This is a genomic window from Gracilimonas sp. (assembly GCF_017641085.1).
Classification (GTDB): Bacteria; Bacteroidota; Rhodothermia; order Balneolales; family Balneolaceae; genus Gracilimonas.
Window position 1 is genome coordinate 419,558 of the sequence record NZ_JAEPPI010000003.1, and the last position, 12,293, is coordinate 431,850.

Annotated in this window: 9 protein-coding genes; 5 read left to right on the forward strand and 4 right to left on the reverse strand. The window is 44.4% G+C overall.

Translation table 11 applies throughout. The features are described 5' to 3' along the window. Positions 1-288: 288 nt before the first annotated feature. Complete coding sequence (locus JJ941_RS12845) at positions 289-2,058, forward strand: PQQ-binding-like beta-propeller repeat protein (protein ID WP_290965934.1); 1,770 nt, start codon at positions 289-291, stop codon at positions 2,056-2,058. Between the two features lie 206 nt (positions 2,059-2,264). Then, positions 2,265-3,209, forward strand: coding sequence for a hypothetical protein (locus JJ941_RS12850; RefSeq protein ID WP_290965936.1), 945 nt, complete (start codon positions 2,265-2,267; stop codon positions 3,207-3,209). 34 nt (positions 3,210-3,243) lie between these two features. Here the strand turns inward: JJ941_RS12850 and JJ941_RS12855 are convergent, their stop codons facing one another. The 3 genes from JJ941_RS12855 to JJ941_RS12865 all read right to left on the reverse strand — a co-directional run bounded on the left by JJ941_RS12855 (position 3,244) and on the right by JJ941_RS12865 (position 8,830). Further along, positions 3,244-5,652 carry an endonuclease MutS2 gene (locus JJ941_RS12855; RefSeq protein ID WP_290965938.1) on the reverse strand — a complete coding sequence of 803 codons (2,409 nt, stop codon included), beginning with the start codon at positions 5,650-5,652 and terminating at the stop codon, positions 3,244-3,246. A gap of 202 nt (positions 5,653-5,854) precedes the next feature. After that, a complete protein-coding gene (locus JJ941_RS12860) occupies positions 5,855-6,568 on the reverse strand; it encodes a hypothetical protein (RefSeq protein WP_290965940.1) in 714 nt (237 codons plus the stop codon). A 264-nt stretch (positions 6,569-6,832) separates the two neighbouring features. After that, the gene (locus JJ941_RS12865) at positions 6,833-8,830 is read right to left on the reverse strand and encodes a TonB-dependent receptor plug domain-containing protein (protein WP_290965942.1); all 1,998 of its coding nucleotides are present in this window, start codon (positions 8,828-8,830) and stop codon (positions 6,833-6,835) included. Between the two features lie 184 nt (positions 8,831-9,014). Between JJ941_RS12865 and JJ941_RS12870 the strand changes: the two genes are divergently transcribed. From JJ941_RS12870 to JJ941_RS12880, 3 genes are read left to right on the forward strand one after another with little or no spacing between them, the layout of a single operon-like run. Further along, positions 9,015-9,800 carry a PhzF family phenazine biosynthesis protein gene (locus tag JJ941_RS12870; protein WP_290965944.1) on the forward strand — a complete coding sequence of 262 codons (786 nt, stop codon included), beginning with the start codon at positions 9,015-9,017 and terminating at the stop codon, positions 9,798-9,800. Beyond that, positions 9,793-10,605 carry a sulfite exporter TauE/SafE family protein gene (locus JJ941_RS12875; protein ID WP_290965946.1) on the forward strand — a complete coding sequence of 271 codons (813 nt, stop codon included), beginning with the start codon at positions 9,793-9,795 and terminating at the stop codon, positions 10,603-10,605. The genes JJ941_RS12870 and JJ941_RS12875 overlap by 8 nt, the downstream gene beginning before the upstream one ends. A gap of 28 nt (positions 10,606-10,633) precedes the next feature. Then, positions 10,634-11,779, forward strand: a complete 1,146-nt coding sequence (locus tag JJ941_RS12880) for a glycosyltransferase (protein ID WP_290965948.1) — start codon at positions 10,634-10,636, stop codon at positions 11,777-11,779. Here JJ941_RS12880 and JJ941_RS12885 read toward each other — a convergent pair. Next, positions 11,776-12,252, reverse strand: coding sequence for a nuclear transport factor 2 family protein (locus JJ941_RS12885; protein WP_290965950.1), 477 nt, complete (start codon positions 12,250-12,252; stop codon positions 11,776-11,778). The genes JJ941_RS12880 and JJ941_RS12885 overlap by 4 nt on opposite strands. Between the last annotated feature and the right edge of the window lie 41 nt (positions 12,253-12,293).

Consider the following 12,293-nt stretch of genomic DNA (forward strand, 5'->3'; position numbering starts at 1 on the left):
GCATTAATGTGGAAATACCATCACTTCGTGTGTGCTTGGCAAACAGGTTCTTTAAAAAGGCTTAGAACCATTCACTTTACCGGATTTCAAAATATTTGCCTTCTCTTTTTTCTTTAAATCCTGTCAGTTACTGAACAAGAATTTGGTGGACTCCTGATATCAATGACGATATTCAGTCTATAATTACCTGCGATTTTAATAGGCAAATCTGAGCTGTTTTATAAAGCAGTTACGTAGGGCTATTGTGCATGAAATAATTAAAAGACAAAAACTATATAAATGATAACGATGTTAAAGAAATTACCAGTTCTGAGCATATCACTGGCCATCCTGTTGACGGGTTGTGGAACCACCATAGAAACAACTATGACGAAAAAATGGGAAAAAGAACGAATATTCGATTCTGAAGAAGATAAATCATTTTCCCAAATGTACATGACTGATGATGGTTCGGCCGTGACTGTAATCTCACCGGGTGGGGTGCAGGCTGTAAATGTTGAAGGTGAAACAATAGCAGAAGAAAAAAGAGCAGATTTCTACACAACTTTTCTGAATGAAAACACCGGCCTTGATCGCCTGACTGATAAGGTTACTTACATTTACATTCCTCACCGGCATGCATTGCTGGAGTTTAATTATGCCAGCTTCTCAGAATCCGTAAGCTACATTGATCTGGAAAATAAGAATGTAAAATGGATGGCTGATGACCTGAAATGGAGTCTTGAAAGGTATCAGGCATTTGCACGTTCCTTATCTAAAGGATTAAACTTTGGCGGGCAGTTAGCAACTGGTGCTGCAGCTGAAGTAATGTTACCGGAACGGTTTGTAGGAAACCTGACCCGGATAATACCGGAACTGGATGCTTTTATTTTTAAAACACTGGATGGCCTTAAGCTTATTAGTTTAAAAGATGGAAGTGTAATATGGACTAATAATAAATTTGATGGGGGCTTGGTGGAGATTATTTATGATAAACCAAGTAATAGTCTGGTTGCCGTTAATAGAGATGATGATGCATTTGCAGTGAAAGGGCTTCAGTTTAATAAACAACTGATGCGCATTGATGCAAGTACGGGACAAACAATTTGGGAAAACTCATACGATGGTAATATCCGTGAAAAACTGGATGGGGTAGGAGTTTGGGCAGACCGTAGGACGGATATCCGGTTAAAGGATGGAAACATCATGATCAATTTTCTGAATGTGGAGGTCTATGATTTTGAGACTGGTGAAAAACACTGGCAGACAACAACAGGAAATGACAAACTTCTGGATATGGTAGCCCCCGAAATGCAAGTCATGAATTTGTTTGCGTTTCCGGAGATTGAGGACGGGAAATTATATCGCGTAACACATGAGAATACCAGTCTTGGCGGGGTTGATGTCGTGATCGAAGCCTATGATTATGATTCCGGTAATCTGCTTTGGAAAACGGATAAGATTACCCGCAACGACCCGGTTAATGATATGGTCGTGGAAGGAGATCATTTGATTGCTTCAACTACCGCCTCAGAAGGTATCATCGCTTTTGATCTCTCGACTGGGGAGGAAGTATGGCAATATACCGGCTTTGGAAAACATGGCATTCAGTTTAAGATGGAAAAAGCAAATGGAACTGTTATTGCCGCAGGCTTCGGGAATATAGTTTCGCTAAACACAGATAATGGAGAACCGATTTATAAGCTCTCAACTTCGGATATTGGATTGGGAGATCTCAACGATATGGATAAAAAAGGAAACGCATTACTGGTATCGGGAAGCAAAGGTTTTGGAAGTTTTGATCTGTCAGACGGTTCCGAAAAGGCTTCCATCCCAACTCCAAGCGGTGGCATTATGAACATACATGAAAGTCAGGGTTTGGTGCTCATTCAACCCAAACCAAATTATGGTGATGCAAAGTATCCGGTAGATGACGCCTATCATTTGGTTGACCTTCAGAATGAAATGTTACTGGGAACCCTTGGCAATGGCAACCGTCGGGGGGTACAAGTGTCTCCTGATTTTAGTCATTTGTATGTATTGACCAATGGTAAAATCATGATGTATTCTGCGAACTAACTCCATAAATCCTTTAGAAAATTACAGGAAAAGACCGGGTGAAAGCCCGGTCTTTTATTGTGAAAGGCAGGATTTAAAAGAGCTTGAGAATGACAGGATGAGTGTAAAATATTATTGCGTATCGATTTATTAGCTGATCTCATGTAACCTGGCTCACAACTAATCGTTTTACAATGAACTCTGAGAACAAAAAAAATAACGGGTTCATGAAGAAATTTCTTTATTTAGTGCCACTTCTTTTTCTGATGTTGTCAAATATAAGAATTGCCACTGCACATCCCTGGGGCGGATTGGTTATCGATCAACAGGGTAATATTTACTTCACCTTTATTTATCCTTTCGTAGATGACGATCACTACGCCTGTGTCTGGCAAATAGATGATCAGCAGAACCTGAAGCAAGTGCTGGAATCTTCTCATTCTCCCAGCGACATCATCCTTTCGCGAAGCCCGGATCGGGTGATTTATGGTGCAGAAAGAAATAATGCCGCGGGTGGTTTTCAGGCAAGGCTATGGAAGGTTAATGGTTCAGGTAATGAACTCTTCATTAATCCTACTACGAATGAAGATGTTTTTTTCATTCAGGCTTATGCCGTAGCTGAAGATGGAATGGGTTACTTTGCTCGGGAGAACCGGCTGTTCGAGCGGAGTGATGGTGGAGAGGTAACCGAAATTGAAATACCATCAGACATTGACCGCATTGATGACCTCGCTTGGGGATTGAGTAACAAGCTGTACATTCTGGACAGGAAAAGCATCAAGGTCATGGAAGAAGACGGATCTGTTTCGGTTTTAGCTACTGGTTTAAAGGATGATAATCCCGAAAATATCCCGTTCTCCGGAGCAAATATACTGTTCGATTTTACAGTAGACGAAACCGGAAATGTGTACCTGGCCTATTATGGAAACAGGAGAGTGTTGAAGGTGAATCCGGCGGGGGAGGTATCTGTATTTCTGGAATCGGAAGGGCCGTGGTCACCCCATGGAGTAGATGTTTTTAACGGGGAGGTGTATGTACTGGAGTCAACGTTTGGAACTTCGAAGTGGTGGGAGTTTTGGGAGGATGATGTAATTATTCCCCGTGTTCGAAAGGTGGATGCGAATGGAGATGTATACACTGTTTTTGAATATAAGCCGGACCGGAAGAATTAGCCGAGATTTAGAAGAGCGGTAACAAACCGGAGCCCTACTTCAACTCCACGATCGTACAACCAGACCCGCCACGCTCAATAGGTGCCGTTTCCACATTCTTGACATCACTACGGGTGTTGAGGTAGCTCTGTATTTGGCTGCGTAAAATTCCATCACCTTTTCCATGGATGATTTCCACCTGATTCATATTTCGGTACACGGCGCGGTCGATATATTGAGTCACTTCGTGTAAGGCATCCTCTGTTCGCATTCCCCGCACTTCGATAGATGGCTTCACCATTTCGGTAGTCAGGCTATTATCGCCCACCATGATTGAAGAACGGGCTTTGGATTTCTTCTTTTTCTGTTTTTCTACCTTAACCAGGTTTTTGTATTTGGTTTTGAGTCGGAGTCCGCCTGCCTGAACCACCGCGTTGTTACCATTAATCTCCACCAACTCACCGGTCGTATTTCCATCTTTGAACCGAACATGATCTCCTTTTTGGGGCGGATCGTCGGTTACTTGTTCGCGCTCCTCTTTCCGGTCTTCTATTTCTTCCAGAGAACGATTTATATCCTCTTTCTCCTGATCTACTTCTTTGCGGATTTCCTTGATCTCATCCTTATCGGCCTTGTTTTGCTCAACGATCTTCTGAACTGCCTGCTCCACACGTTGGTTGGCAGAATCCATAATCGACTTGGCTTCTTTCAGGGCCTTCTCCCGGATTTTCTCTTTGTCTTTCTCGATAGCCTGAATTTTATTCTCATACTTTTTGCGCTCTGATTCCGCTTTATCCTGCAACCTCGAGTACTTCTCTTTCAAGTCGGCAGCCTGCTGAGATTTGGTTTCCAGCTCGGTGATCAAAGATTCCATCTTGTCTTTGGCTTCTCCCAGCAGCACGCGCGATCGCTCCAGCACTTTCTTATCCAGGTTCATCCGTTCGGCTATTTCAAAAGCATAACTGCTGCCGGGAATTCCTTTCTTGAATTTATAGGTGGGGGAAAGGGTAGCCTGATCAAACTCCATGGAGCCATTCACGGCTTTGGGATGCTCGTGGGCAAATACCTTCAGCGAGCCGTGATGCGTCGTTACAATGATCTTGCCATTTCGATCCAGCAGCTTCTCAATAAACGACTGAAACAAGGCTCCGCCTTCTTCGGGGTCAGTTCCTGCAGCCGCTTCATCAATAAGCACCAGGCTTCCGGGTTCAAATTCTTCTAAAGTTTCCCGCATCCATTTTAAGCGGGATGAGAAGGTACTCAGATCATTCTCTATGGATTGATCATCTCCCAGATCCACAAAAAGTCCGGAGAAAATGGGGATTTCGGATGTGGGATCGGCAGGCACTCCATAACCGGATTGAATCATCAGCGCCAGCAGGCCCACGGTTTTCATGGCTACGGATTTACCCCCGGCATTAGGACCGGTAATCATCAGGCACTGCTCGTCTTCCTCAAGGCGCAGAAAAAGCGGGATGATGGTTTCCTTGTCTTCTTTCTTTTTTGCACTCAGATTCTTGAGCCGAAGAATAGGATTGTAAGCTTCCTTAACGCTCAAATACTGATTTTTGGCGATGATGGGAATTTGCCCGTCCAGCTTTTGAGTGAGTTTAGCTTTGGCAAAAACCACATCAATTTCGGCCAGGAAAGAGAGGTTCTGATTAATGTAATCCGAGTTATTATTCACGTGACGGGTCAGCTCTTTCAGGATGCGCTCAATTTCACGCTGTTCTTCAGCCTCAAACTGCCGGATTTCATTATTCAGGTTCAGTGCTTCTACCGGTTCAATGTAAACCGTTTGACCGCTGGCCGAAACATCATGCACAAAGCCCTGGATCTTTCGCTTAAATTCAGCCTGAATTGGAATTACCATACGTCCATTACGGATTGTTGGTCCTTCATCCGATGCCATGCCATCCTTGCTGGCATCTTTCATCGATCGGTTGATGGTGGTCCGTAAATCTGACTTCCGCTTGTTTAATTTCTTTCGAATGGCTCGTAATTCCGGGCTGGCATTATCACGCAGTTCACCGTGTTCTGTAACTTTTTCCTTTATACTTTTTTCGAGCTCCTTCATTGGGATAAGGCCTTCGGAAAGTTTGGCCATTCGGGGTAGTTGTTCGGAACGAGCTTTAAAAAAGCTTTTTACCTGTCGCGACATGGACGATATTTTCAGAATATCCACAAAAGCAGGGAGGGGGATAATACTTCCTTCAGCCTTTGCGGCACCGAGGTAATCCCGGACTTCGGGAAATTCCCCTAAAGGGAAGGGGTCGGCTGAGGCAATCACTTCCAACATCTCTTTAGTTTGTTCGGTCAGCAGTTCCACCCGCCGGGGGTTGGATGTGGGAGAAAGAGCCTCCATCAGCTCCTCCGAACGCACCGATTGGGTTAATTCGAGGGTTGCCTGCCGGATTTGGTCGAAACCGAGCTTTTCTAAAAGGGAGTCAGGGTAAAGTTTCATTCAGGAGTTTAGTTGCCTTTAATTAGCCTAACAAAGATAAGGGGAATATGGTTGTATATCGACGTTGAATTGAGGAAGAGAATAAGAGGTGGGATAGGTCTCTGTTACTAATGAGAGAGATAAGACATGGAGTTGGAAGCCGGAGCTTCCAATTTTCGTCCCCAAGCAGGGGCTTGGGGACGAGGGAATTGTTGTTCAATAATTAATTTTTGGATCGGCGTTCCACAATTTCATCTAACGTTATAGAATTTCTTTGATCTAAAGCATTCTTTACGAATTTAAATTGATAATATCCGTAGTGATAAGCATTCATCCCTAACTGAGCGTAATTTTCATTGAAATATTCTTCCTCTGAAACTCCATCCGGTGCCGGGTTTTCAAGGAAATTAACCAGTGCATTTACTTTTGGTTCTATTGTATCAAGAAAATTTTGCCCTTCCTCAGAACTTTGAAGATACGCCACAGTAATTTCATTGGCTTCATTTTCACTAAAATACCTATCGGAGTTGATTTCTCCATCCATCTGATATTGGCCCCAATGTGCAAACTCATGGTAGTAGAAAAAAGTGTTAAAGAAGGTTTGAAAAAATTCTCTTCCCTCCATATCTGCAGCATTTGCAAAATCAAGCATAACGGTTTTCATTTCAACTGGCAGATCTTCAAACCAAGGAACAACGACTTCATTATTTGTGGGATTATAAAAGATAAGGTAAGGTTCATTCCTGACGCTAATTGATGGAATATTCCCCGTATCTACTCCACGTTCATCCAACATGTACTTTAGCTCGTTTGCCATCTTCTGACCTTTTTCTACTAATTCCTGCTTATAAGTAGGTGGATCTATAGAAGTGGTTTCTGAGTTTTCTGTTTTGCAAGAAGTAAAAAGTACAAGTATAAAGATGAGTATGTATTTCATATATAGCTATGACATTGTTATTAATTGGCAGATAATAAATAATTTATATAATTAGTTAAACAGATTAAATAATATTAATCTTTTAGCCCTAATATATTTGCATGTTATTCTCAAATATAGCTCGTCTATAGATTACGAAGGAAAATTGAGGGATAGCGAATGTGGAAGCCGGAGCTTCCCATTTTCGTCCCCAAGCTGGAGTTTGGGGACGAGTAAAGCCTTGGGAAGAGAGATTGGGTAGGCGTTACACTGATTAAGTTGAATTTACATAGAGTACTTTATACCACCGAGTACCCAGCGGCCAGGCATGGGGGCTCCCAGGATTTCCTGATATTGAGTATCGGTCAGGTTCAGAACTTCCATATATACTTTAAAGCGATCTCCGAAAAGGGTATATCCCACATTCAGATTCGTGATAAAATATTTATCCGGTACTTCTGCATTAATCAGTTCTGCTGACTCCTCAGAGCGGACATTAAAGGAAGACTGGGAGTTAATGGATAAAGGTCCTGCCTGAAGGCTCAGGTCCAGGCTTGCCTGGTGCTCGGGGTGATTGGCAATATATCTTGATACCGTATTTTGATCACTGGTGGTATTGATGTAGGTATAGCTAACCTGCGAGCGAAGGGTGCTATTGGATGCAAACTTTTGAGTGAATGCTGAAAGCAGTTCTACTCCGGTTACATCACTTTCAGAGATATTGGATGCATAAAAGTATTCGGCATCTGCCATCAGGTTATCGGCATTATCTATCTGATTTGAGTTAGTCAGGCTGTAATCAATCAGGTTAGAGGAACTGCGGTAAAAGAAAGTGGGAGAAAACCGGAGCTGGGCAATCGGAGTCCAGTCAAAGCCAATATCAAAAGAAGTGGATTCTTCAGGGAGTAAATCCGGGTTTCCGACATTTCTTCCGGGAGTCAGGTTTGGAATTTGGTGAGAAATATATCGCTCGGTGAAATCACCTTCCCGGATGGCCCGTCCTACAGACGAACGCAGTACAATAGAGCCCAGATCAAATGAAGCACTAACCTGAGGAAGAAAGCTCAAATCACTGATAGGGTTGAACTGTAACCGCAGGCTGGAGGTCATGCTGAGGCCGAAATCAAAGTTCATGGTGTGGATGCCATACACTCCCCAAGATGTATTTCCGTGGTTACCTCTGTCGGTACTCTCGATTTCTTTATTCAGCACTTGAGCACCGGCCATAAACCGCATGTATCTCAGAGAAGAAGAAAGAGTATTCAGTTGATTGGTATTTAATTCGTATTGGTGTGAACCGTTTACATAAAAAGCCCCGGTCTGATGTACGTTGGCTGGAGACAATGCGGAATTAAAGTCGAATACATCCTCAACATCGCGATAGGAAGCTGTAAACTCGGACCGATGAACACCATTTTCATAAGTCAGTTCGGTAAGGGCCCATCGGCTTTCAATTTGCTCTTCCGATTCATCGTAAATACTGCGGGTATAAAAATAACGAGCATTGAAATCCCGATTCTCCACACCTCCACGGGTGTACCAGGTCCAGTTATCATTCAGCTTCACCGACATAGCCGACGAAAGATTGGTGATGTCGAAATAGGAATTAAAAGTTTCGGCAGAGGATACACCCTCATCAAAGCCGGGATTCCGGAAAGACTCTCCGTCCGATTGTGCTGTTCGGAAGGAAGTACTGAACCTCCAGTTTTTCCTGGCTACGCCAACGCTTGCATCCAGGATTTGCAGGTTGTGTTCACCGGCTGCCACGTCCACGTTTGTGCGGGTTTGCAGGCTCTCCGGGGCTTCCGAATCTTTCATTAAGTAGGCTTTGGTCTTAATATGAACCACTCCGCCAACAGCATCGGCACCGAAAGAGGTGCTGGCTGGTCCGCGAATCAGCTCAATTTGTCCGATTTCAGATAAAGCCACCGGAATATTGGTGTTGAAATGAGCGGTCAAAGGGTCGTTAAGGGGTACGTTGTCAAGCATAAAAAGCACTTGGGAAAAGGTGCTTCCTCTCACGCCCACATCGGCTTGTACTCCAAAGCCGGCACGTGCATTAATATTGATACCTGGAAGGCTGCGTAAAAGATCATCTACCGACTGCACCGGCATATTCTGAATATCAGTTTGTGTGATGACGGCAACACTTTTCCCACTTTCGGATATGGTGGTTGTGATGCGTGAGGCCGTTACGTCAATGGAGTCAAGTTCAGCGGTTAGCTGCCCAATAGCCGGACAGGTTATTAGAAATGAAAGAACAATAGCGATTAAGATTCTCATAGGTCTATTTAATTGAATAGTATTTTGGGGTCCTCAGGAAAACGTTCAAAGATAATAAAGGAGCATCTGTAAAGACGAATCAGAAAGACATTTAATTTATAATTTCGTGAGTTCGATCTGCGAAACCAATGGTTTACTTACTCCATGATTGCCCCTACATTAATGGAAACTAAAGACTAAGACTATGAAGTTACCGCTATATCAGGTTGATGCCTTTACGAACAAACTTTTTAATGGAAATCCGGCAGCGATTGTCCCGCTAACGGAGTGGCTCTCAGACGATCTAATGCAGCAGATTGCCGCGGAAAATAACCTTTCAGAAACCGCCTTTTTTGTTGAAGAGGGTGATGGATATCGCCTGAGGTGGTTCACTCCGGCTGTTGAGGTTGATTTATGCGGACATGCCACACTGGCGACGGCTCATATACTATTTGAGGAGCTGGGATATGATAAAGACGAAATCATATTCAAAACGCGCAGTGGACTGCTGACTGTAAAGAAAGAGAACGGCCACCTGTCGATGAACTTTCCTGCCGTGGAACCGGAACAAGCCGAAGGCCCGGCTATCCTGTTTCAGGCGCTGGGTATTGAGCGGACTTCAAACGTTTATAAGTCGGATGACTACATGATTGTGCTGGATTCTGAAGAAGAAGTGACCAATCTTCAGCCCGATTTTCGCATGCTTAACGAAGTTGATGCCCGGGGGATTATCGTGACGGCTCCCGGAGATGATGCAGATTTCGTCTCCCGGTTTTTTGCCCCCCAGTCTGGCATTGATGAAGACCCCGTAACCGGTTCGGCTCATACCAAAACAACACCGTACTGGAGTCGTGAACTGGGAAAAACGGTGATGAAAGCCCGACAGATTTCAGAAAGAGGGGGTGACCTGACTTGTCGGCTCAAAGGGGACCGGGTTGATATTTTAGGACAGGCGGTAACCTATCTGAAAGGGGAGATTTTCCTTGGTTGAGATTTTGATTCTATTGGCATTGGGACTGGCTGCGGGAGTGCTGGCCGGACTTTTAGGTATTGGAGGGGGAATCATTTTCACCCCGGTGCTTTTCTTTTTATTTGAAGCCGAAGGGGTGGAAAATCCGGTACTTTGGACGGTGGCATCCGGCTTGTTCTGCACGTTTGTGGCTGCTTCCGGAAGCACTATTCGGCAATATGTTCAGAAACATGTTTTTTGGCTGGAGGGAATTAAGCTTGGAGCACTGGGAGCCGTGGGTGTGTACATTGGGAAGCTGCTGATCACTTCACCATATTACAGTCGCACCGAATTCGTGATATTTTTCAGCTGTATGCTGATTTATGTGGCCTTTATGATGTTCCGCCGTGGCAGCGATAAAGAGAATGAGTACGACCGGGAGTACACCCGCATGGGATTTAAAGAAACATCAATTACCGGGGGGTTAGGCGGATTTGTAGCTGCTTTAGCCGGTGTTGGCGGCGGCGGGATTATGGTTCCCATCATGAACCTGTTTTACAAACAACCTTTTCGCAAAGCAGTAAGCGTTTCTCATTTAGCGATGATTATTATGGTGACCTCCGGTTGGTTGCAGCTGGCTTTTGAGCCCGGAGCCATTTCAGGGATAACGGAATTCTCTGTGGGTTATGTGGATTTCGGGGCGGCATTACCTCTTTCTCTGGGAGGATTAGCCGGTGGATTTGGTGGCGCTTTCCTGAATCACAAAATAAACCGTACATACCTGCAATGGGGATTTGCAGTACTTGCCGTGGCCATGGCCGGCCGGTTGATTTGGGGAATTCTGTAGCTATATTCGGAATCATAAAGAGATATAAATGAAAATAGGCTACATCACAAAACAGAATCCTTTAAACCGGAAAGCATATTCCGGAACGCATTATTATATGTTAAAGGCGCTGGGGAAAAGCTTTGAAGAGGTAGTTCCATTCGGCCCGGTTGATTCCAACTATAAAATCATCCCGAAGGCAAAAGGCCGATTGCTTCGATTACTGACGGGTAAGGTGTACAAATACCAGTATGATATCGGGCTGGCCAAACGTATGGCTTCCATCATTGATCAAAAAATTACGGAACATCAGCCCGATGCGCTATTGGCCTCGTTGATGAATCCGGAGATGGCGTATGTGAAATCGGATGTGCCCTTTTACCTAACTTCAGACGCCACCTCCGTTTTGTTGAATGAAGTGTATGGCAGTCATTCCAACCTTCATCCATTAAGCATTAAAGAAGCCATCCATCTCGAAAAAAAAGCGTTTGAGAAAGCCGCTAAACTTATACTTCCCCTCCAATGGCTGGCCGATTCTGCGATGAAAGACTTTGGGGTTCCATCATCCAAAATAGAAGTGATACCCTACGGAGCTAATCTGGATACTGAAATTTCAGAAGATGAAGTGGAGCAGCTACTTCAACACCGCCGGCAATCATCAAAAGTAAAGTTGCTCTTTGTAGGTATTCGCTGGGAAGAAAAAGGAGGTTCTTTTGTAGTGAAAGTGTTGCGCTCACTGTTAGAAAAAGGAATGAACGCCGAATTGAACATTGTAGGCTGTGAACCTGATATCCCCAACAAACCTGAGGGGATAAACATGATCGGGTTCGTGGATAAGGAGACAGAAGAGGGTAGAACACGTTTGGATCAGCTCTATAAAGAAGCCACATTTTTTATCATGCCCACCCAAGCCGAGTGTGTGGGGATGTCGTTTATAGAAGCCGCCTCGTACGCATTACCGGCAATTGGTTCTGAAACCGGAGGCGTTCCCGAAGCCGTTTCGGATCATGAAACCGGGCTAATTTGCAGGTCTTCACACACCCCGGATGAAGTGGCTGATTGGATTATGGCTGTCCGAAAGGATGAGCAGAGATACAGTAACTTATCTGAGCAAGCTTATGCCCGATATAAAAGTCAGATGAATTGGGGGAATTGGAGTAGAAAAGTGAAAGATGTGATCACACTTCTCCACTAATTCTCCGAAGACTCCGCCATCCGGGTAGCCTGCCAGACAACTGCTTTCCATTGACCGTTGCGCTTCTCAAAGAATCCGCTGTTGAGGTAGTAGCTTGTGTCCACACCCGATTCGGAAGGGGTTTCGGCTATTAACCGGAAAGTGAGAGCTGCCGTATTATCGAAAATTTTCACCTGGAGGTTATCAAAAGAATAAGCAGGGCCTGCTGATTCTGCGGTATCCGATTCGGAATCCATCATCCCATCCATAATCACATCTTTCCCGTGGCGGGTGCCTGCCGATCCTGTATATATCAGGTCTTCGGCCCAAAGCCGGTCGTGCATGTCGGGATCATCTACATTTGTCAGGAACTCATCCAATAGCTCAGTCAAAGCTGCTTTTTCTTGCTGGGGATTGATCTGTGAGCAGCTGCTCAAAAAAGCGATTAATATAAATACAAATAAGCCCGATAAACTGATAGGTAGTTGTTTCATTATTGAATCATTTTGTTGGTAACTGGATGCCATTATAGTGT